Raw genomic sequence first — 21,979 nt, 5'->3', positions numbered from 1 at the left:
AATATGAAGCTGAACAGCCGCGAACAGGATGGTGTCGTTGTACTTGAGCCGAAGGGTAAGATCATGGGCGGACCTGACGCCACCGCTCTCAAGGAATCGATCCGCGACTATGTCAATGCCAACAAGAAGAAGGTCGTTATTGATCTCGCCGAAGTTGATTGGATGAATTCGACTGGTTTGGGAATCATGATTTCCTGCCTGAAGACGGTAAAGGAAGCCGGCGGCGATCTGAAGCTTGCCAATGTCACCGACAAGATCAAGTCATTGTTGACGATCACTAAGCTGGTCACCGTATTCGATTCCTACGATTCGACTGAGGAAGCAGTCAACGCCGCCAAGTAGCGCCAGCGTTTTTCGATCATGCTGAGGAAGCCAGAGATTAAGGGCGACACGATCGTCGTGCCGTCCGACCCGAATTTAATCGGGGAGATCGATGAATTTGTCGAATCGCGATTGCGGTCGCGGCAGGTCGACGACTCGATTATTGCCGATATCGCGATTTGCGCTACGGAGATTGCCAATAACGGCATAATTCACGGCAACAAGGAAGACCCCGAGAAGACGGTTACATTGGCAATGAGTTTCTCCGGTGGAGAGGTGACGATTGTCATAACCGACCAAGGGAACTACTTCAATCCAGAGACGATAGAGAATCCTCTCGACGACAAGAACCTTTTGCGCGAGGTCGGGCGCGGCATTTTCATTGTCCGCAGCCTGATGGACCGCCTCGAAATCACACCCGCGAACGGCGGCGGCACGACGGTGACACTCGTTAAGAAGATCACCTAATCCCGGTTTCGGGAGGGGATGTGAATCTCGAATTGATCATAGCGGTCGTCTACCTCGCGTGTGCGACCCTGTTGTTCATAATATCCGTATTGATATTCCGGGAAGACCCGCGCAAGCGCATCAATCGCGTGACGGCGTTGATGTTCGGCTTTGCTGCGTTCGGTCCGATGTTCTACGGATTCGGGATATTTATCGGCGACACGATTATCAGCCGCGGGCCGATTTATAATCTAGTCTACGTCTGGGAGTTGTTCTTCCCGCAGTTAGTATTCTTCTCGTTAGTTTTCCCTTCGACATTGCGATTCTACAACCGCTTTGCGCGGCTGAAGTACCTGATATTCGTACCCCACTTATTCCATCTTGCGCTAACGACCATATTGAGTGATCCCGATGAGTTGGTGCGCCTTGTTGACCCCAAGAAAATGGGTGCTTTCGGCAAGGCAATCTTCGAGCCGCTGGAGACTGTTTTCACACTGATCGCCACGGGCTTTTCGATACTGCTTGATAGTCACATCAAGCTGTTTTCGGTGGTGAACTTCGTATATGTCATCATTGCGGCGGTGATTCTCTATTACGCGACCAAGCGGGTGATGGCCGCGCAATTGCGCAAGCAGGTGCAAATCGTGATTTGGGGTATTATCGCGGCACTGGCGATGTATGTCATTGCGTTTATTCTGCCGGCGATCGGCATTCTGACGCTAACGACAGAGTGGCAGAACTTCATCACGATATTGGCGCTGGTGGTTGGTTGCGGATCAATTGTGTTTGCGATCGTACGCTATCGATTCATGGATGTGCGCCTGATCGTACGGCAATCGCTGGTATACACGGTGTCATCGGCAATGGTAGTCGGCGCCTATGTGTTGATAATCAGGCAATTCGAGGACATCGTGAAGTATCTCTTCGGATTCGATGTGCCGGGTCTGGACATTGTCTTCATTATCATTGCGCTGATTCTGTTCCCTTCAGTAATGAGCCAGGTCGATGAATTAATCAGGAAATTCTTCATCCGCGACAAGTCGGATTATCGCAACATTTCGCAGACCTTCAGCCGCAAGGTAGCCTCGGTATTCAAGCTTGACGAGGTGTACTCTCTGGCACACGAGGTCTTGTCACGGCAGTTGCTGCTCGAAAAGGTGTACATCTTTGCGCGTTCGAGCAGCCAAAACGGCGTGACAAGTGTGGCAATATCCGGAATTGATGAGCCATGGGAAGCTATGGATATCGAACAGCCCTTGATGCTGGAATTGGCGCGGCGCAGTGGAGTGAACAATATTGATGAATTGTCGGGCGCATTTCCGCAGTCAAATTTCCTACAGCAATTAGCGGCTCGCAAAGCGCGATTTGTGGCGCCGATGATTTCGGGTGAAGAAATACTGGGATGTCTTGCAGTTTCGGATAAGGTCTCGGGATATCGCCTCAACTATGAGGACGTAACTACGATTTCGATCATCGCCGATCAGCTTTCGCTGGCGATTAACACATCGCGGCTGTATCGCGAATCGATCGAAAAACAGCGTCTCGAAGAAGAAATGAACATTGCGCGAACGATTCAGATCGATCTTCTGCCCAAAGTATTCCCATCGGGTGAAGATTTCCACTTCTCGGCGTTCTCGGATCCGTCACTGGAAGTGGGAGGGGACTATTTCGACTTTATCAAGACGCGCCGGGGAACGATTGCGATGGTGATAGCGGATGCTTCGGGCAAGGGCGTACCAGCGGCGCTGTTGATTAGCCAGATTCATGCGGCAATCCGTACGGAAATTCGCCACGATTTGCCGCTGGGGCAGATATTGGTCAATGTCAATGAGCTGCTGCAGAAAGAAGAGATCACCGATAAGTTTGCGACATTGTTCGTTGCCGATTATGATCCGCAAACGAAGGTCCTGCGTTATGCCAATGCCGGTCACAACTACCCGATTTTGATTTCACACGAGGGTGACACCGAATTGGACAGAGGCGGGCTGTTGTTGGGCGCGTTTCGAGATGTTGCTTATGACGAAGGCGAGGTACAACTTCAAACCAATGATGTACTTTTCCTCTATACTGACGGATTGAACGAGTGTATAAACAACAATGACGAGCAGTATGGAGAAGGAAGAGCAGTACAGTTGATTAAGGAACATCATCATTTAACAGCGCCGGAGATTCAACAGAGGATAGTAGATGATGTGCGTGAATTTGCCGCACCAATGGCGTTGCAGGACGATATGACGCTGGTACTATTGAAGGTTTCTTAGAATGCAGATCAAGGATCCGATTTCGAGCTTTACCTATTGTCCCAAGTGCCGGACGGAACTGGTTTTGGAAATGTGCGATCACCGGATGCGCAAGTTGTGTTCGGCTTGCGGGTTTATTGACTACCACAATCCGGTACCGGCTGCGGGGGCAATTGTCGTGCGCGATGGTAAGATTCTCTTAGTGGAGCGCGCCGCGAACCCCTTCAAAGGTGACTGGTGCATTCCGGCGGGATACATGGAGTGGGATGAATCTCCGAGCCATTGTGCTGAAAGAGAACTGAAAGAAGAAACGGGTCTGGAGATTCGGGCCAAGTCGATATTTGAAGTTTATTGCGGCTCGGATGATCCGCGCACGAATGCAATCTTGATTCTTTACTTCTGTGATGTTATTGGGGGAGAGGCTGTAGCAGGGGATGACGCTGCGGAACTGCGATTTTGCAGTCTGGCCGAGATTCCAAACAACATTGCTTTTGAGGCTCATAAGCAGGCGCTGCGGGATTTGCAGGAGCGTTTTCCGGGAATGCTAAAGTAGGATGGGAATGTTCAATTTACGGATTTTTATAGCAGTATTGGTGATTGCAGTTGCAATGAATGCAACGACACGCGGGCAGTCGCAGCCTGAAGTGGTCATTTCCTTTGACAAGAAAGTTTGCATTATCTCGATAGACACCGGGTCCGCGAAGACTGAAGTGTCATTCTCGTTTTCCGAAGTTCGGACCAGTGACCGGTCGGTTTCAATTGGGTCGAGGCGGTTGATCACAGGCGATTCGCTTTTTGTCGGTGACCGAGTCGTAGATATGTCAAAACTCGCGGTAAATGGCGTGATCCAGCGCGAGGGGTTCTATGATATCGCACTTGGAGATGCTGCTGCGAATGCAAGAAGGGGACGAGCAGACGCAAACAGGTATGGATCTTTCACACAACTCAAGTTACCAGTCGGGGAATTTATCAGAGGAAGTGCAGTCGTAGTTGGCGGCGAATTGGAGTCCAACGCCGAGATTAACGGATACGTCGTGGCATTATTCGGCGATGTCAAACTTGGACCTTCAGCAACCTGTCATCGCGATGTGCTGGCTATTGGCGGACAGATAAAGCGCGACCGCAATGCACGAGTTTATGGCGCATTCCAGTCGACGGATTCATGGAAGAGATCAGACATTTTCAAGAGACGTCAAAGGAATTACGGCTACCAACCACTTGCCTGGTCGAAAGGACTTGTATACAACCGCGTCGACGGGCTGACGTTGAATGCCGGGGTTGCATTCCAATCGGAGGAGAACTTTGTACCAAGGTTCTTTGCAAAGGTTGGTTATGGTGCATCCTCAAACATCTGGAAGTACAAACTCGGCTTCGATCATCGCGTTTTTGACTACCACCAACTCTCTTATGGCGGATCTGTATATCGTCAGACCAAGACCTCGGACGAGTGGATCTGCTCCGAGGGAGAGAATACAGTATATGCTCTGCTACGACGCGAAGATTTTCGAGATTACTACCAGGGCGAAGGCGCAGAGTTGTTTGTCGAACAGCAGATCAATGTGCGGCACACCATACGTGCAGACTATTTCATCGAGGTACTCGACTCGTTATGCGCTCATCCCCGGCTCTGGTCATTAGTCGGAGGAAGCAAGGATTTCAGGTCAAATTTTTCATCGATTCCAGAAGCTGAGCGCGAGCTGAGCTTAATGGCATTCACGAATCACGAAGCAGCGCTGAAGCTGTATTATAAGTATCAAAGCGTAGTGGATCCGGCACGAAGCGCGCCGCAAGGATGGTGGCTTTCGTTCCAATTTGAACACTCGTCAGATGCGATTGCGTCAGATTTTGTTTATGACCGCTATACTTTTGAGGCACGCCGCTATCAGAGAATAAACGAGTTCCTGAATGTGAATGTTCGCGCGATTTATGGCGAGATTACCGGCGACGCGCCGATACATCGGCTGTACTATCTGGGCGGAATTCGGACCTTGCGCGGGCACAAGATCAAAGAGTACTATGGAACGGAAATGGGGATGTTGAATGTTGAGTATGTCATCAACCCCAACCGGACGATTCTTGATTTTGCGGCGTTAGTCGATGTTGGCGGAGTCGGAACCAAAGAAAGTTCACTATCGAAGTCTCGTTGGCGCGGTGATGTAGGTGTAGCGGTAGTTATTGGCGAGATATTCCGAATCGAACTGACCAGGCCATTTAACGGCGAAGACAACGATCTTCAGCCAAGTGTCTTGATTGGCCGCTCCTTCTAGAGGTCAACATTTGGTCGCGAATACGGAACCAGCAAGGTGTTCCAATTTGCACCAAGCAGTCGGCGCGATCTCTGCGTAGTTTCTGTCTACTATTAAAGCGTGCCTTCCTTCTTTGGTACCCAATCCTGCGAAAGGGTACTTAACTAATTACAGAATCATCCGATACCTTACTTGACGACTTGGACAGATAATATTTTGCGTCATTGAGGTATAGACTATGCCGTTTAATTCAAAAGACTCCAAAGGACTGGAACGGACCGACAAGTTTATCATTCCCGTTAGCGGGGAAGTCGATACTGACGACTCGCTTTCGAGCTTCGAAGACTTGTTGGAGAGCGGCGCCAGTTCTATAGCGGCGATTCACGCTGCGCGACCTCATCTTGAGCCGGCGACCTCGAATTCGACGGAGATCAACAACTACAAGACCTTGCTGGAGATCGCGGCGTTCGTCAACAGTTCGCTGGTGACCGACCAAATTCTCCAAAATGTGATGAAGCGCGCTATCGAGTTGTTGAAGGCAGAACGCGGATTCTTGATGCTGTTGGACGAGAACAACAAACTGCAATTCCGTACCGTCTATAATCTCTGCAAAGAAGAACTGATGCAGGAGGACTTCAAGTACTCCGGCACTGTAGCTAATCGAGTCGCGGCTTCCGGAGTCCCGGAGTATACCTCGGATGCACAGAACGACGAGCGTTTTTCGAAGCAGGAATCGATTCGCAGTCTGAATTTGCGGTCCATTGTCTGCGTGCCATTGAAGATTCAAGAAAAAGTCATCGGCGTCATCTATCTCGATAGTTCGAGTGAGGGACGTTTGTTTTTTGAAAGCGATCTTTATCTTTTTGAGCTGTTTGCCACACAGGCGGCAATCGCAATTAACAACTCGCGCCTGTACGAACGCATTTTGCGTTTGAAGAGGTTCAACGAGAACATCGTCACCAATACACCGGTGGGGTTGGTAGTTGTTAATGGTGAGTTCAGCGTCATTACTATGAACGCATCGGCGGAACGGATATTCAAGAAGACCGGCCAGGTGGGGGTAACTTTTGCTTCGCTCTTTGACAACAATAATGTCGAGCGGTGGGAGCAGAGCCTGAAAAATGTACTGGCGACTGGTGTCTCTGAGAATCTCCCGCGCTGCTATCTCACATTCGGCGATGAAGAGAAGGTGGTATCATCCAAGATATCGCCGCTGGAAGATGCCGACCAGCATGGCCGCGGATTGATTGTCGTGCTTGAAGACATTACCGAGAAGACGATACTTGAGAACTACGTGACGATATCGGAGAAGCTGATTGCCAAGGGTGAAATGGCAGCTTCGATAGGTCACGAGCTGAACAATTTCCTGGCGATTATCTCGAATAACGCCGAGTTGCTTCAGATTCGCGTGAATAAGAATGAATACGATAAGCTCGATAAGTCGGTACAGGCGATTCTTGACAATATCAGCAAGATCAAACGTTTCACCGACAATTTGATGGACCTCTCGAAGCTGGACCAGGAACTGGTGAGCTATAATGTCAATCATCTGATTGACGATTTGCTGTTTACGATCAAGTCGCAGCAGCGCTTCAAGAAGGTTGGTTTTGTTGTGCGCATGAGTCCGGAGATTCCGGACATTGAGATTGATGTCGGCCAAATTCAACAGGTCTTTTGAATCTGCTGTACAATGCGGCCGATGCATTGGAAGGAACGAGCGGCAAGAGCGAGATCTTGCTGTCGACTCGCAAGGAAGGCGATAAGGTCTTGGCGACGGTCCGGGATTCCGGTTCAGGAATTCCGAAAGAACACCTTGAGAAGATCTTTGAACCGCATTTCTCGACCAAGCCGCACGGGCATGGGTTAGGTTTGTCGAATTGCAAACGGATCATCGAGAATCATGGCGGCGAGATTTCAGTCCAAAGCAAATCGGGAGAGTACACTGAATTTAAGGTCGTACTGCCAATAAAGCGATAGTATACCGATATGGAGCCCAGGTTTCCCGCATCGTCTCATCTGGACGGGGCGCAACGTATCGGAGCCGGCGGATGCGGGATCGTTTATACCGCGAAACACGCCAGGTGGGGCCAAGTTGCCGCAAAAGTAGCCATAAGTGCAGATGACGATTCGCGCCGATTATTTGCAACCGAGTACGCGCTCCTGCGCAGTTTTCGTCATGCCGCGATTCTCAAAGCCTACGATTTAATCTACCTCGAAGACGATCGACCTGCCATCATTATGCAGCTCTGTGATGGCGGAGACCTGTATCAGGCAACCGACCCATTGCCGTTGCGCGAGCGATTCCGCTGTTTTGGACGAGTCCTTTCGGCAATCGAATATCTGCATTTGCTTGGATTGATTCATCGTGATCTTAAGGGAGAGAATGTACTGATCAGCAAGTCTTCCGGTGCGCAGTTATCAGATTTGGGGCTGGCGTCGTCGAAGAGCGACGACAGCCGCGAGCGCGGCGGTACGCTTGAGTACATGGCTCCCGAGGTTATTGCCAATAAGGGTGCTTCAGCAGAGTCGGATATTTACTCGGTTGGAGTCATTCTCTATCGCATGGCGACAGGGGCACTTCCATTTGTGTCTAGCGATCCGGTGCAGATCATTTCTCGCAAGCAACAGCCGGACGCGCTGCCGCTCGACAAGCTTGCCAGCGAAGTTTCACCGCGATTCGCCCGGCTAGTTCGGCAGTGTATTGATCCGAATCCCGGGGATCGGCCAAAGAACGCGAAAGAGGTGGCCGAGCAACTCAGCCTCGACAACCTGATCAACGCTGCGGATTTCGGTTCGCACAAGATCGCGGACTTGATTCATCACTATGTGTACAGCTACAACGCCAGCTTCTGTAAGCAGGAACTGAAACAATTACCACGAGATTTTGCAATTGCTCATCATTTTCAGGAAGAGGCGGTGGATCTTGCCGGGTCGATTGCGGATTATTTAAAGCAGTCCGGCTTTGAAGTTGTACCCAGCGAGAGCGGATTGCAGTATCGACAAAGCACGAACGACCATCAAAGTGAAGTCAGATTAATGGCGAGAGCAATCGACAAACAAGCAGTCGACTTTGCCGAGTTGGACCGTTTCGCGTTCGACAGAATTCTGAGCAAGTTCATCACTAAGGAAATTGATCCAGCGACCGCGAATCTCATATTCGAGTTGTCGTCTGGCAACTTGGCGTTGGTTACTCTCTTACTAAACCAATTGGAACGCGAAAATCGATTCGAAGTCTCCAGCGGTAAACTGAAAATCCCGCCATTGGAGAGAAGCCTCTTCCAGCCGGATGACACTTACTTTCAAGTTGCAAGATTGATGCTGCCGCAGATTCCAGTGCAGCACGCTGAGGTCGCCGGATTCCTATCTGCCGATACCGGGGAGTTTCCGGTGGCAGATTTGGCGGCGATGGGTCGTTTGACTCAGGCCGAAATGGACGACCTGGTACAATGCGGATTGCTAAACAGTATGAGCGGTTCAATTGCTCGCGGATACTACCGCAGTTGTCTCTATCACAATCTTGATCGAACAAAGGCTCAGCAGTTTCATTCAGGTTGGATCAAGATAATTGGCGAATCGGATGACTTGCCGGCATTGCAACGAGAACGACTTCTGGTCCATCACAATTACCGTGCCGGAGCTGTTCAGGAGGCGATTGAGGCAGCAATGCGACTGGCGGATCTTCTTCAAGGAGAGCAGAATCTGGAAGAGTCGGCATCGGTACTCGAATTTGCTTGTAATATGAAGGGCAATCGAGAAGATCTGCGTCAATACGTTACTCTGCTGAAGAAGCGGGCGGATTTGTTGAACAAGTTAGGCGATTTCACTGCATCGCTTTCAGCATATTCGAGAGTTGTGCGGTTTGGGCGCCGAATCGGATACAACGAGATGGTGGCGGCTGCATACAAGCGATTGGGCGATGTTTATAAGGGCAAGCGCGACTACATGCGCGGTAAACGTGCGCTTGATCGTGCCGTGGAATTCTACGGCGAAAAGGGAAATGAACTTGAGCTTTCGCACTGCTATAACAACTTGGGCAACATATTCTGGATCAATGGCGATCTTGGCGGAGCGGCTGCCAATTATGAAAAGGCGCTGGTAATTCAGCGTGAATTGGGAGCAATGCGAGACATTGCGTCGACATTAAGTAATCTCGGTTCGCTCCGTTGCATGTTGCACGGATACGATAGCGGCATTCCGCTCTTCAAAGAGTCGATAGAGATCAAGAAGCAACTCAATGATCTGCCGGAGCTGGCGCGCACTTACAATAATCTGGCAGTGGCGTACTTCGAGTTGGACGAGCTAGCGACTTCACACGAATATTTAATGCAATCGTTCGAGATAAACCAAAGACTCGGAGCGGTCTCGGAGTTGCACTACAACTATGACAATTTTCATGAATTAGAATTACGTCGGGGCAATTACAGCAAGGCGCGCGAGTGGTTGATTGAGGGTCTTAAGAACTCAGCGCGTGAGGCTCATTCGGCTCGCGGCGGATTTATCACGTCGTTGGCGGCACTTTCGATTCTCGAAGGACGATATGCAAAAGCCGGTGCATTGCTTGCTGCTGCAAGAGCGCGTGAAGAGAAGGTCACAGACCGCCAGTTCTCGATGAGATTGGCAGGGACCTACTCAGACTACTACTACAACCTTCAGGACTACGGGCACGCTTACGACTACATTCAGACTGCTATCGAATATGCCCAGAAGATTGGTGAGCCGAAGAGCTATGCTATATTTCTGATAAGACGGGCTCGGATTGAACGGGCCATATCGCGGCCGGTAGACGAAATCCGAGCTACATTAGCAGACGCTGAAAACACGTTGGCTTCACTACCGGGCAAGCGCGAGAAGCATGAGTTGATTCTTGACTACGCAGAGCTGGCATTGGCCACAGGCGATGTTGGCGAAGTAGAGATTCGATTGGCTGAAGCGATCGACTATCCGGAATTTGACGGTATTGTGACCTTCAGAGCCAGGCTGTATTTGTTGCGCGGGCTTCTTGAAATAAAACGGGAAAATTATAGTCGGGCAAACCAACTCCTCCATGATGCGGTTCTGGCCGCTAAGTCGGCCAAAACGGTGGAAATGTTGTGGTACGGGCTGTTGATGCTCGGTGATAGCCAGCGCAAGACGAAGCAACTTGAACAATCGCTGAAGTCATATATAGAAGCATTTAATACTGTGAAGCAGCTTGCCGGCGAGATCACCGACAAACGTCTGCGTAAGCTTTACTTGACTGATAAGCGCAAAGCACTCATTGGAAAACGGCTCGAGGAGATGTCGTCACTGGTTGCCTAAAAAGCAGAAGGACCGCGTTGCGGCGGTCCTCCATGCAAACCGGTTAAGCGGTCGAGTTATTGACCACCCTGGCTGAAACCTGCTGGGGCGACTTTCTCCTCGAGCACTTCGATGATGAGATTGTACATACTGTCACCTCCTCCTATGAAGTTAAGGTAACCGGTTACCACGACACCGGCAACGCCGGTGGTTCTTATCGGTTAAGCCGACGTTGTCGGCTAACTCTTCAATAGTGACCCAAACATCTACGTCCGTGTAGAAATCAACTTTTATCTCATCTATTATCTATCTTAGCTGGTAAAGTATACGACCAAAGTCCACTTATGTCAAATTAATTTTGCAAACTTGCAGATTTTGGTTCGGTGCAAACTTGCCTGAAAGTGGAACTTCGATACTACATATAGTGGAGCGAGTCGCCGAACTCCCACGAGATATTGTGTAAACTGACACGTTTTGTCTAGAACCAGGACCAAAATTCCAATCGGAAGAATCGCGTGACTTTTCGCATAGACAAACTCGCAAGTGAGACTTTGCCGCAACTGACTTTGGCATAGCCGGTCATTTCGGGTAGGAGCGTGTTAGAGCTGTTGGCGACGGAGGCAACAGCCATCAGGCTCGGTGAGAGCTTGAGTTTAATTACCTTGCCGTAATTCTTGATGGAGGGGAAAGCGTGTACTCGCAATTGAATGTCAGAACCGGGAGAGAGTATATCGAGATCGGCCTCATCGAGCTTGACCTCGACTACCAGTGAATCGGTACGTGCCAAATGGAGAATGTCATTGGAGTTGGAGGCGCCAACGATGATTCCAGCAAAGGGGCTGAGGATGACGGAAGCGTTCAACTGCTCATCCAAGTAGGCGACGCGGGAACGGAGCTTCTCGATTTCGGCGTCGATTTTTTCGACCTCTTCGGCTTTGGGCGCAGACCGCAGTAGTTTCAGTTCAGATTTGCGCGAGTTCCAGACCGATGTTGCCACGTTGAAGGATGCGGAAGCGCGTTCAAATTCGTCTTCGGAGATCAACTGCGGATTGTGAAGTTCCTTAACTCGATTGAGTTCTTTGCGGGCGGCCTCGTAAACAGCTTCAGCTTCTTTTATCTCAGAACGCTTAGTGGCGACGGCTTCGACTTTGGGATCGGAAAGCAAGAGGCGGCGGTCAGCTTCGGCTTTTTTTAGATCGGAAGCAGCTTCAGCGAGCAAGCCGCGGTTGAGAGTCGAGTTGATGACAAGCAGAGTGTCTCCGGCAGCAACTGCTTCGCCGACGGAAACATTGGGTCGAATCTGGGTGACGGCGTTATCGGACTGTGATAGTTGGAAGAGCTTGGAGACGCTTTCTTCAACGATACCGCCCCGAAAATAGGAGCTTTCAAGCGAGCTGGGGCCGATGCGTGTGATAACGAAGGACTCCGCGGCTACGAGGCGAGCTTCACCGCCAGAGGTCTGTTCGATCTTGATTAGTATAGCGAGGGCGAGGATAATCACCAGCGCCACGCCATAGGCTACGACGCGTTTCGGTTTCATCCAATCCACTTTCCTTTCACGCCACACATCCATGATGCGGCTCCCACTCGTTTTAATTAGGCGTTTGAAAATAAGGAATACGAGAGCGAGGAACAACAGAAATCCGAAGCCGGCCCAGTGCTCGACGAAGAACTGACCGCCGCGGTATACAATAAAGACAATCAGGAGAGACGAGTAAAGCAGCGCGAAAGCGCCATAGCGGCGGTAGATCTTTCTTTCGCGGTTTGAAGGTTGGACTAACGAATCATCGCGGCAGCCAAAGAGGTTCACTTTGATTCTTGTCCAGATGTAGTTGAACGATTTCTGACGCAAATTTGGAATCTGCAGGTAGTCAGCAAGTAGGTAGTATCCGTCCAGCTTAATGGCGGGATTCAAATTGAAGACCAACGTCGCAAAACAGACAGCTGAGGTCCAATAGAAGATGCGGTTCAGCGGGTACCCTTCGATAGTCATGCGCCAGAGAACTGTAAACAATGCCCAAAGAAACAGCTGAAAGAAAATCCCGGCAAACATGACAACGAATCGTTGGCGCTTGTTCGGGAAAAGATAAGCATCGGACAAGTTGCAAAAGAAAGCCGGCTGGAAGTAGATCAACAGGAATCCCATCTCGTGCACGTCGCCGCCATAGCGTTTGCAGGCGAAGGCATGCGCATACTCGTGGATTACTGTGATGACGAATAGCGATGCGATGATCGAAACCAAATCGGCCGCTGAAAAGATGGTCATCAGGCTAAACGGAAATTCTCTGATATTGGCAAAGAAAACGATCATGCCGACAATCGTGAAAAGAGAAAGTAGAAACACTGATACTGGTGAAAACAGCCAGCCAAGGCGAGGATACCAGCGATTAAGAAAATTGTCAGGGTCAAAGGCCTTCAGTTTGATGAAGAGCGCGGATTTGCCGCTTTCCTTGCGGGTAGCTTCGACGCCCTCGAGAAATCCGAGTTGACCGAGTTGTTTGGCAAATTGCGAGATTGCCTCGCCGGTTATGACGGTGTTGAATGTCCGAACGAAGTCTTCGGCTGCTTCTTCCGGAGTACGGTTGCCATCGAGCAGATTAATAAGGTAGTACTCGGGTTCGCGCAGGCGGATGAACTTGCCGGTATCGGGGGATTTGACGGTGTAGTAGTCGATGCCTTCGACTTTCTCCACCTGAATCAGTAGGTTCGATTTTCGTTTCGGATATTCGGCCATGCGAAGTGCAATATTGGTTGCGCAAAGAGGAAGTGCAAGAGCAATGCTAAAAGGGCAAGCTTTCGCTTGCCCTCACAGCCTACCCCTTTGACTTACCGCCGGAAGGAGTCATTTCGGAGGTACTTTTTATTCACCCATGCCAAGCGGCTCAGGGATGAGGCTCTTCGCCTTTTCGGTTCTGAGTTTGTCCGCCTTGGCAATGAGATTCATCAGTTCGATAACCTGATCGTTGCTTTCTTCCTGATCGATATTGCGCACGACAGAAAGGACATCTGAGAGCTTGCTATCTTTGGCCCAGAAGCTGGCGCGCATAATCTCGGCAAATTCGGCACCGGCTGCGGCAAGACGGAAATCAACAGACCCCAGTTCGAAGCTTGTTTTGAACATGTTGGCGCCGATTCGCTCGGCGATTTCGGAAACTTCAAAGGAATCCGGGTTTTTGTGGCGGATATAGACGGTACCCAGATCGCCGCGGGCGCCATCCTTGAGCTTGATTTCATAGAGTGCGGTCACGGTATGGCCCGAACCGATCTCGCCGCCATCTTCCTTATCGTCGCGGAACTTGTCGTCGGCGACATCGCGGTTTTCATAACCGAGCAGGCGATAACGTTCGACTACGTTGGGGTCGAAATCGACTTGGATCTTAACGTCACGGGCGATGACCTGCAGCATGCCGGTGAGATTTTCCATGAACACGCGCTGTGATTCTTCCCAACTGTCGACATAGGCGTAGTGGCCATTGCCCTTGTCGCCGAGTTTTTCCATTAACACGTCGTTATAGTTGCCCATCCCGAAACCGACTGCGGAAAGAGTGATGCCCTTGTCGGCATAGCCCTTGATGAATTTCAGGAATTCTTCAGCAGAGGTACGCCCGACATTGGCAACGCCGTCGGAGCACAGGATGATTCGGTTAATGGAATTGGCATTGAAATTGCGATTGGCCATTTCGTAACCCATGCGGATGCCTTCCTCGGCATTGGTTGAGCCTTGAGGAACAAGCTGTTCGATGGCTCGGATGATTTGAGCTTTGTCGCGAATCGAGGTAGGTTCAAGAACTACCCAGGCATTGGAGCCGTAGACAACGATTCCGACCTTGTCGCGCGGGGTAAGCTGGTCGACGAGCATGCGCAGACTGCGGCGGACGAGGCCAAGGCGATTATCCTCATCCATCGAGCCGGAGACGTCGACGACAAAGGTGAGATTGGCATCTTTGCGATTCTCGGCACGAATTTTCTTGCCGACGACGCCGATCTTGAGAAGCTGGTAGCCTTTACCAAAGCGGGAGGGTGCGCCTTCCATCTCGACATCAAAGGCACGGTCGTGCGGAAATTCATAGGCATATTTGAAGTTGTTGACAAACTCCTCAACACGAACAGCTTCTTCCGGCGGCAGATAGCCGTCATTGAGATAGGCACGCGTCATCGTATAGGAGGCGTTGTCGCAGTCGATGGCAAAAGTGGAAAGGTGATCGTCATCAGTCGAAATGAACGGGTTGGTGCCGTAACTCTTGAAGAGCATGGCATCGACCGGTTCGCCGTTGGGAGGAGTGTTGCCGCCGTGAGCGGGAGCGGATGAACCATCAACACAGTAGGGGACGGCTCCCGATCGGCTGCCGCGAAAGTGAATGCTTCCGTATTCTTGAACTACGCCGACCTGTGCTTTGAGGAGTTCCTGCCCCCCCCCCCGCGGGCATGTTCTTAATATTCTCCGGACTGATCTGGCGAAGATTGGCAGTCTCTGTCACTTTGAGAAGGTCGCGAGTGGCTACGACGATTTGGGCCTCAGTCGCGACAATGCTCTCCGTGAGCGAAAAGTCCTGGGTAGTAGTTACACTCTCAATGATTGTAACTTCCTTGACGCAGCTCGAAGTCCAGCCGGTGAGAGTAGCGCACATTTCATACTTGCCGGGAGGGACGTTGATGATCAGGTACTCGCCGTCTGGGCCGGCCTGGGCGCCCATGGTTGTACCTTGTAACTGAACAACGACGTAGGGAACAGCTTCTTTGGTCTTGATGTTGATGACTTTGCCCTTGATTCTGCCGGTGTTGGTGGAGAAGACCTGTGTGGTCACGACGACCAGCACATAGATCACCAGCACGATTCCGCTTAAGAGAAGACGTTTCATAACTCCTCCGATTGGTTGAGGTTTAACTAAGTACCTTTGTCTTCAATACAGGCGGTGCTGGCGCTTATTCCCAACCGGGTGCAAAATTTCTGTTCGTTTTTATTGGTGTGTGGTTATGAATGTTGGTGCGGATGTAATGTCAGCCCCAATAGTCCAGATGGAAGCAGTTCAAACGGCGGGTATGGTCTATCGATACACCACGCCAGCTATTCTTCGAAGAGTTTCGCGGACGTTTCTTGCCGGACGATGCTTGAGTTGATCTGCGTTGAGATTCTTGACAGATTGAGTCTCGCTGACATTGATAAGGTCTCGATACGTAATCAATATGCAACACGGCAATGAATCCAACGTGGACTCCGTCATTGCGACATTGACGAAGGTAGTTTGGTTTGAATCGACAACTATGCTTTCAACGCGAGTCGATACCCAGCCGCATTTTGTTACTTGCAGCCTCCAAGTGCCAACGGGCACATTTTGGATTTCGTAACGACCATTGACGTCCGTTTGGGCACCCATTGTAGTTCCTTCAATTTGCACGACCGCATACGGGATCGGCTCGCAGGTTTCGTTTTCCGTAATCTCCCCTTTGATCTTACCAGTAGTTCCCGCAATTGAAGAGATGTACATCGCCAGAACGACGAGCGCACAGTAAACAAGCTCCTTCATAACACACCAGCCTTCTTAACTGTTTATTGAGTCAGCGTGCCACGAATAATTCCTGATCGATATTCGGTCACTGTTCCAATTGAATGAGGTTTCGCTGCTCCACTATTGAGGACGATGGAAAAGAGAGTTTGTCAAAAGCGAATTTTAGAGTTCGAAGAATGCCAAAAAAATCTGCTTGAAGGAATCATCGTCGAACATTGACGAAAAACGAGAGCTTCAACAGAAACAAGTGCCTACTTAGGAGTATTCTATCCAATCAAACTAAGCCAAATCTGTTTCAGCGAACAGTTTGGCGACAACTCTAAGGCAATCAGAAGTTGCTAAAAAGGCGACGTATCCGTATATTATCGTCGATTCGAATTTGGAAAAACGCTGGAGGTTAGAATGCATTCACGAGTAATTGTGACCGCAACGGTCATAATTGGGCTTTGTGCGTACGCCGTAGGAGTTGGCTCGGACCTCGGATTCTATACGTCACCCGGATTTCCGATTGGCTCGACTTATCAGGATATTCAACACAACGCCCGCATGGCCAGACAGATAGTGGTCGGAGGCGGGTGGGTACACAATAACTGGACCTATCTGCCGGGGCCGAGCACCGCAAATCGCGCGGTGCAGTATTACGCCTGGCAGATTGGTGGTCCCGGTGTAATGTTCAATGCCAACGTTGATTCGAGTGTCGGAGCGGGTTATTGCGCTATTGACTTTGATCCGACAAATGGCGGAGCGGCCGTTGTTGGTTACCATCATGTCGCCTCGGGGGGGACAAGATTCTCACGAGATACAGGAGTCGGGATTGGTGCGTTTTCGCCTCGATTCACATTTCCGGCGGCAAACTGTCAGGGAATTGTAAGCGGTTACGGAGCGACTGAAGGACCTTACATCTGGCCGGTCATCGCAACGGATATTGATGGTTCAGGTAATGGTATCGTTCATGCGATTTCGACGGAAAGCCCGACGACCGCAAGTGACATGAGGTCGATTGTCTACTATCGGTCAAACAGCGGAATTACGGGAGTCGGTGCTACTTGCGGCATCTGGATCGACTCGGTTGACAATATAGCAGCTACGATAGTGGCCGATCCGAATTCGGACAATGTTGCCATCGTTTACTTGGTGCCGGCAGACTACGCATTCACGGGTGGTGTTCAGCAGCAGAATCAGGATGTTGTGTATCGCGAGTCGATTGATCGAGGCAACACTTGGGGACCGGTCGTTAATATCACCAATTACATGCCGTCGGATGATGAGCGCGCCTATTCTGATTTGAATGCTATGTATACAACTGACGGATGCCTGCACATTGCCTGGCAAGGGGTTTATTTTGATTACAGCGAACGGAGACGCAGCGGAACAGGCAGGACGGTTGTTGCATTGGGACGACTGCGGTCAATGCAAGAGCATTATCGCTGACGCTCCGCACGAGAGTCCAATTTGCGATCTGGGTACATGGCAGAAGAATGTGTCGCGTATGAGCTTGAGCGAGTGCCTTTCCGGTCTCGATAAGCGGCTTTATATCACATATACCTACTTCGGCGATACGACAGATTGTACTCAAGGTGGATACCGCAACGGCGATCTATATATGCAAGCCTCAGCAACAAACGGTGCGACTTGGGGACCGGCGACCAATCTGACCAATACACACACACCGAATTCAGCACCGGGAGCGGGAGCTTCGGAGAACTGGTCATCGCAAGCAATGTATGTCACCGACTCGCTGAGGATTCAGTACATACTTGATCTGGATGCAGGACGCATCACGGGAACGGAAGGGACATGGCAGAATAATCCGGTGATGAACATGTCTACGCCGTGCGTGGAGGTACCCTCATTCGCATCACTCACATTGACTCCAGTGCTTATTGGTTATCCATTTCAGACAGATCCGACGGAATCTCGCGACACAACAATCGTCCTGACAAATTCCGGAAATTCGCCGGTGAACTATACGCGGAGCATCGAGTATCTGAACGGATCGGGTTGGCTCGATTTTCCGTCGCAACCGGCAACTGGGTCGGTTCCGGTTGGGTGCGTTAACACTGCTTTGGCCACGATGCGGGCGACGGGACCGATAACTCAGGGTCTTTTCAAGGCGATAGTTCATTTTGAGTACGACAATGGGCGGTGGATAGATACTGCCAGCCTGGCGGTGGATCTGTACAACTTTGAGACGTTTTGCGATCCGCCATATCCGAATCTGCGGACGAGCTGTGCGACGCTGCACACCGACAGGACGGCTCGTGTCGGAGCACAGAACTCGACGCGCGGCTTCACCTATTTCAGCGACAACGCGCACTTTATTTATGATGGATCGCTGGTTCTTGGCACCGCGGCTGACGATATGAGTTGGTCGATTTACAAGCCACCGCATTCATCCTGCGGAGTTCCGCCAAATGTTCCGGGGATACTAATTGGAATTGGACTCGAGACCTTTGATTCGACATCGGCTACCGGGTATCGCAGGATTTCAGGAAGAGGCAACAATCGGGACGCGACGGTTGGCTATTCGGTCGATTACTATGCTCCGAAACACCCGGACAGCTGCAATTTCATGGTAGCGAGTTTCAAGTTGTACAAAGGTACCAGCGATTCCCTTGGTGTGGTCAACAATCTCACTGTCGGGTTTGCCTGCGATTGGGATGTGCCGGCTGACACCGGTTCCGACAATACGGGCGGATTTGACGCGGGCAGGCAGATGCTGTACCAGCGCGGGTTGAAATTTGGTCCTACGGTAGAGAATTATGGCGCTATTGCGGCTTACCGCGAAGATGGTCAGCCGATAGTCGGCGGATTTGTTTGGGATAGTCCGACACATGTTTATCCTACGACCGACTACGTCGCGGCAGATCTTTGGAATCAGATGGAGTCTCTGTCAAACGGCCAGTATACGACATATGGGTCGGTCGAAGACCTCAGCAGTGTCCTGACCATTTACCGCGACGCGAGTATCAACGGTGCCGCCAACGACACGCTGAAATTCGTTGTCATACTTGCCGCAGAGAATTCGGTGCCGTCTTCGGAATTGACAAGGACAGTCGATATGGGATACAAGTTCGCCAAGGATCATGATCTCATCTTGACATTGCCATCGAACTGTTGTCTTCACGGCGATGCGGATAATAGTGGTACCATAACTATTTCGGACATCGTTCGTGTGATCGCCTATGTTTTTGGAGGCGGACCGGCGCCAGCGTCAGAATGTCAGGGCGATTTCAATTGCGACTGTGCTGTCACGATCTCGGATGCCATTGACGGAATCATCTATATCTTTGGCGGTGGAAATCCGCCGGAGACTTGTTGTCCGGGTTGCGTCTACGACTGGTAGGCGGTTATTTTGACGCAGTGACGTAAATTTTGTTGACTGCGTCCCAGTTGACGACATTCCACCAAGCGCCAATGTAGTCGGCGCGGCGGTTCTGATACTTCAAGTAATATGCGTGTTCCCAGACGTCGATTCCCAGAATCGGCGTCTGTCCATATGAAAGCGGGCTATCCTGATTGGCGGTCGAAGTGAGCTTGAGTTCGCGATCGCTGTAAACGAGCCATGCCCAGCCTGAGCCAAAGCGCCCGGCAGCAAACTTGCCGAATTCTTCGCGGAACTTTGCAATATCGCCGTACTCGGCTGTAATTGCGGCGGCGATTTCGCCGCCCGGATCGCCGCCGGCATTTGGTCCCATGATAGTCCAGAAGAATGTGTGGTTTACATGTCCGCCGCCGTGATCGCGGACTGCCGAGTGAATCGCATCGGGCATGGTGCCTTGTTTGCGAACGAGGTCTTGCGGCGACTGCTTCTTCAACTCGGGGTATTTCTCCAGCGCTTTGTTGAGATTATTGACATAGGCAGCGTGGTGTTTGCTATGGTGGATTTCCATCGTCATCTTGTCGATGTGCGGTTCGAGGGCGTCGTAGGCATACGGAAGAGGCGGCAAAGCGTAAGCATCGACTGTTTGCGCCTGCGCGAGTTGTTCGCCCAGCAGTCCGGGCACCAATACGGCGGCGGCGCTGATGATGGCGGCGTTTTCGATAAAGTCTCTGCGATTCATCCCTGAATCATTCGAGATGGGATTTGTTTCGGACACGACGGACTCCTGTATCATTCAAGTAATCAATTTCGACTCGTTCGCTCGACGATAGGTCAAGCTACAAGGTTTTAACATTGGGGGAAGGGAAACGTTCCGGGGGATGTTGCCTGAAATGAAAAGCCCCTCGCGTCAAATGCGAGGGGCTTGAACCAAAGTGGTTATTCTTCTCGCAGGAATGGATACTTGTAGTCCGTCGGCGGGACGAAGTTTTCTTTGATGGTTCGCGGCGATGTCCAACGAATCATGTTATGCAAGGCGCCGGCTTTGTCATTAGTGCCGGAAGCTCTTGCGCCGCCAAACGGCTGTTGGCCAACGACTGCGCCGGTCGGTTTGTCATTGATGTAGAAGTTGCCGGCAGCTTGGCGCAGTGTCTTTTCGGCAAGAAGGATGGCATCGCGATCTGCCGCAAAGATTGCTCCGGTTAGGGCGTAGGGTGATGTCTCATCACAGAGTTTCAACGTCTTTTCGTATTCGCTATCCTTGTAGATATAGACCGTCATGACAGGGCCGAAGATTTCTTCCTGCATAGTCTTGAATTTGGGATTTGAAGTTTCGATCAAGGTCGCGTCGATGTAGTATCCCTTCGAATCGTCGCAGTTGCCGCCGGAGATGATTTCGGCGTCGGTGGCCTTCTTCGCGAAGTCGACATACTCTTTGATACTGTCATAAGCGCCGCGATCGATGACGGCATTCATGAAGTTCGAAAAGTCAGTCGGAGCGCCGATCTTGATCTCGGCAAGCTGTTTGAGAACGGTCTTCTTGATTGAAGGCCATAGGGACTTGGGAATGTAAGCGCGTGATGCCGCAGAACATTTCTGTCCCTGATACTCGAATGCGCCACGGGTAATAGCGGTTGCAACCTGATCAGGCACTGCTGACTTATGGACAAAAATGAAGTCCTTGCCGCCGGTTTCGCCGACCAGACGCGGGTAGCCTTTGTACTTGTTCTTGGCGATGTTCTCGCCGACGGTTTTCCACATGGTCTGGAATACCGGCGTGGAGCCTGTGAAGTGAATACCGGCGAGATATTCGTGATTGAGTATGATATCGGAAATCTCTGAAGCTTTGCCGGTTACCATATTGATAACGCCCGGGGGCAGGCCGGCTTCCATGAATATCTTCATCAAGAAATGAGAAGTGTACATGACGCTGGAGGCCGGTTTCCAGACGGCGACATTGCCCCACATTGCCGGAGCACTGGGAAGATTGCCGTTGATCGAGACAAAGTTGAATGGCGATACGGCAAAGATGAAGCCTTCAAGTGGGCGATAGTCAATGCGATTCCAGATAGTCGGATCCGGGTTGATCGGCTGGATATCGGCGATCTGCTGCATGAAGTACGCATTGAAGCGGAAGAAGTCCACCAATTCGCAGACAGCATCGATTTCCGCTTGAAACGGATTCTTGGAGTGGGCCAGCATGGTTGCGGCATTGACAATGTAGCGATAAGGACCGGCGAGCAGATCGGCTGCTTTGAGGAAGATGGCGATGCGATGATGCATGGGAACTTCCGACCAAGCTTGTTGTGCTGCCAAGGCCGAAGCGATAGCGTCGTTGGTTTCTTTCTTGGTGCCTCTGTAGGAATATCCAAGTACCAGCGAATGATCGTGCGGCGCGGTAAGTTTGATCTTTTCGCCGACGCGGACTTCCTTACCGTCGATGATCAGCGGAATGTCGATCTGTTTGGATTTGAGTTCTTCGATAGCGGCCTGCAGTTTTGCGCGTTCCGGCGTACCGGGGCCATAGCTGTAGATCGGCTCGTTAAATGGATGAGCCATACGAAAGTTGCCCATCAAATTCCCTCCGTGATTGTATTGCAGAATAGTTGTGAATTCATA

The 21,979-nt window shown here is 50.9% G+C and carries 16 protein-coding genes; 10 read left to right on the top strand and 6 right to left on the bottom strand.

All coding sequences use genetic code 11. The features are described 5' to 3' along the window. Positions 1-3: 3 nt before the first annotated feature. The 8 genes from IPH59_13455 to IPH59_13420 all read left to right on the top strand — a co-directional run bounded on the left by IPH59_13455 (position 4) and on the right by IPH59_13420 (position 10,552). Positions 4-342: an STAS domain-containing protein gene (locus tag IPH59_13455; GenBank protein MBK7092705.1), complete on the top strand. Its 339-nt coding sequence runs from the start codon at positions 4-6 to the stop codon at positions 340-342. Positions 343-360: 18 nt separating this feature from the next. Continuing rightward, positions 361-789: an ATP-binding protein gene (locus IPH59_13450; GenBank protein ID MBK7092704.1), complete on the top strand. Its 429-nt coding sequence runs from the start codon at positions 361-363 to the stop codon at positions 787-789. A gap of 20 nt (positions 790-809) precedes the next feature. After that, complete coding sequence (locus IPH59_13445; GenBank protein ID MBK7092703.1) at positions 810-3,029, top strand: SpoIIE family protein phosphatase; 2,220 nt, start codon at positions 810-812, stop codon at positions 3,027-3,029. A 1-nt stretch (position 3,030) separates the two neighbouring features. Then, a complete protein-coding gene (locus IPH59_13440; GenBank protein ID MBK7092702.1) occupies positions 3,031-3,561 on the top strand; it encodes an NUDIX hydrolase in 531 nt (176 codons plus the stop codon). Positions 3,562-3,568: 7 nt separating this feature from the next. After that, positions 3,569-5,275 (top strand): BamA/TamA family outer membrane protein, encoded by a 1,707-nt coding sequence (locus IPH59_13435; GenBank protein ID MBK7092701.1) that lies wholly within the window; start codon positions 3,569-3,571, stop codon positions 5,273-5,275. A gap of 217 nt (positions 5,276-5,492) precedes the next feature. After that, complete coding sequence (locus IPH59_13430; GenBank protein MBK7092700.1) at positions 5,493-6,932, top strand: GAF domain-containing protein; 1,440 nt, start codon at positions 5,493-5,495, stop codon at positions 6,930-6,932. Continuing rightward, positions 6,929-7,231 (top strand): GHKL domain-containing protein, encoded by a 303-nt coding sequence (locus tag IPH59_13425; GenBank protein ID MBK7092699.1) that lies wholly within the window; start codon positions 6,929-6,931, stop codon positions 7,229-7,231. The genes IPH59_13430 and IPH59_13425 overlap by 4 nt, the downstream gene beginning before the upstream one ends. Before the next feature lie 9 nt (positions 7,232-7,240). After that, the gene (locus IPH59_13420) at positions 7,241-10,552 is read left to right on the top strand and encodes a serine/threonine protein kinase (protein MBK7092698.1); all 3,312 of its coding nucleotides are present in this window, start codon (positions 7,241-7,243) and stop codon (positions 10,550-10,552) included. Positions 10,553-11,009: 457 nt separating this feature from the next. Here IPH59_13420 and IPH59_13415 read toward each other — a convergent pair whose 3' ends face one another. The 4 genes from IPH59_13415 to IPH59_13400 all read right to left on the bottom strand — a co-directional run bounded on the left by IPH59_13415 (position 11,010) and on the right by IPH59_13400 (position 16,056). Further along, the gene (locus tag IPH59_13415; GenBank protein MBK7092697.1) at positions 11,010-13,265 is read right to left on the bottom strand and encodes a hypothetical protein; all 2,256 of its coding nucleotides are present in this window, start codon (positions 13,263-13,265) and stop codon (positions 11,010-11,012) included. 126 nt (positions 13,266-13,391) lie between these two features. Continuing rightward, positions 13,392-14,783 carry a von Willebrand factor type A domain-containing protein gene (locus tag IPH59_13410; GenBank protein ID MBK7092696.1) on the bottom strand — a complete coding sequence of 464 codons (1,392 nt, stop codon included), beginning with the start codon at positions 14,781-14,783 and terminating at the stop codon, positions 13,392-13,394. Between the two features lie 61 nt (positions 14,784-14,844). Then, on the bottom strand, positions 14,845-15,390 hold the full coding sequence (locus IPH59_13405; protein ID MBK7092695.1) for a carboxypeptidase-like regulatory domain-containing protein: 546 nt from the start codon (positions 15,388-15,390) through the stop codon (positions 14,845-14,847). Positions 15,391-15,576: 186 nt separating this feature from the next. Next, positions 15,577-16,056: a carboxypeptidase-like regulatory domain-containing protein gene (locus IPH59_13400; GenBank protein MBK7092694.1), complete on the bottom strand. Its 480-nt coding sequence runs from the start codon at positions 16,054-16,056 to the stop codon at positions 15,577-15,579. Positions 16,057-16,440: 384 nt separating this feature from the next. Between IPH59_13400 and IPH59_13395 the strand changes: the two genes are divergently transcribed. Beyond that, a complete protein-coding gene (locus IPH59_13395; protein ID MBK7092693.1) occupies positions 16,441-17,469 on the top strand; it encodes a hypothetical protein in 1,029 nt (342 codons plus the stop codon). After that, positions 17,381-19,384 carry a hypothetical protein gene (locus IPH59_13390; protein ID MBK7092692.1) on the top strand — a complete coding sequence of 668 codons (2,004 nt, stop codon included), beginning with the start codon at positions 17,381-17,383 and terminating at the stop codon, positions 19,382-19,384. Before IPH59_13395 ends, IPH59_13390 begins: the two co-directional genes overlap by 89 nt. 4 nt (positions 19,385-19,388) lie before the next feature. Here the strand turns inward: IPH59_13390 and IPH59_13385 are convergent, their stop codons facing one another. Together IPH59_13385 and pruA are read right to left on the bottom strand one after the other, a co-directional pair. Continuing rightward, the gene (locus IPH59_13385; GenBank protein MBK7092691.1) at positions 19,389-20,102 is read right to left on the bottom strand and encodes a superoxide dismutase; all 714 of its coding nucleotides are present in this window, start codon (positions 20,100-20,102) and stop codon (positions 19,389-19,391) included. A 197-nt stretch (positions 20,103-20,299) separates the two neighbouring features. Further along, positions 20,300-21,934, bottom strand: a complete 1,635-nt coding sequence (gene pruA / locus IPH59_13380; GenBank protein ID MBK7092690.1) for an L-glutamate gamma-semialdehyde dehydrogenase — start codon at positions 21,932-21,934, stop codon at positions 20,300-20,302. Positions 21,935-21,979: the final 45 nt, after the last annotated feature.

The sequence above is a fragment of the bacterium genome, from assembly GCA_016708315.1.
Classification (GTDB): domain Bacteria; phylum Zixibacteria; class MSB-5A5; order CAIYYT01; family CAIYYT01; genus JADJGC01.
Note: the sequence above shows the minus strand (reverse complement) of the source record. Positions and strands in the feature narration are given on the sequence as shown.

Bases quoted from the DNA above. Each gene is read 5' to 3' on its own strand.
- IPH59_13440 (MBK7092702.1), top strand. From the start codon at position 3,031: ATGCAGATCAAGGATCCGATTTCGAGCTTTACCTATTGTCCCAAGTGC.
- IPH59_13450 (MBK7092704.1), top strand. From the start codon at position 361: ATGCTGAGGAAGCCAGAGATTAAGGGCGACACGATCGTCGTGCCGTCC.
- IPH59_13435 (MBK7092701.1), top strand. From the start codon at position 3,569: ATGTTCAATTTACGGATTTTTATAGCAGTATTGGTGATTGCAGTTGCA.
- IPH59_13400 (MBK7092694.1), bottom strand. From the start codon at position 16,056: ATGAAGGAGCTTGTTTACTGTGCGCTCGTCGTTCTGGCGATGTACATC.
- pruA (MBK7092690.1), bottom strand. From the start codon at position 21,934: ATGGGCAACTTTCGTATGGCTCATCCATTTAACGAGCCGATCTACAGC.
- IPH59_13385 (MBK7092691.1), bottom strand. From the start codon at position 20,102: ATGAATCGCAGAGACTTTATCGAAAACGCCGCCATCATCAGCGCCGCC.
- IPH59_13405 (MBK7092695.1), bottom strand. From the start codon at position 15,390: ATGAAACGTCTTCTCTTAAGCGGAATCGTGCTGGTGATCTATGTGCTG.
- IPH59_13420 (MBK7092698.1), top strand. From the start codon at position 7,241: ATGGAGCCCAGGTTTCCCGCATCGTCTCATCTGGACGGGGCGCAACGT.
- IPH59_13410 (MBK7092696.1), bottom strand. From the start codon at position 14,783: ATGCTCTTCAAGAGTTACGGCACCAACCCGTTCATTTCGACTGATGAC.
- IPH59_13455 (MBK7092705.1), top strand. From the start codon at position 4: ATGAAGCTGAACAGCCGCGAACAGGATGGTGTCGTTGTACTTGAGCCG.
- IPH59_13415 (MBK7092697.1), bottom strand. From the start codon at position 13,265: ATGGCCGAATATCCGAAACGAAAATCGAACCTACTGATTCAGGTGGAG.
- IPH59_13395 (MBK7092693.1), top strand. From the start codon at position 16,441: ATGCATTCACGAGTAATTGTGACCGCAACGGTCATAATTGGGCTTTGT.
- IPH59_13430 (MBK7092700.1), top strand. From the start codon at position 5,493: ATGCCGTTTAATTCAAAAGACTCCAAAGGACTGGAACGGACCGACAAG.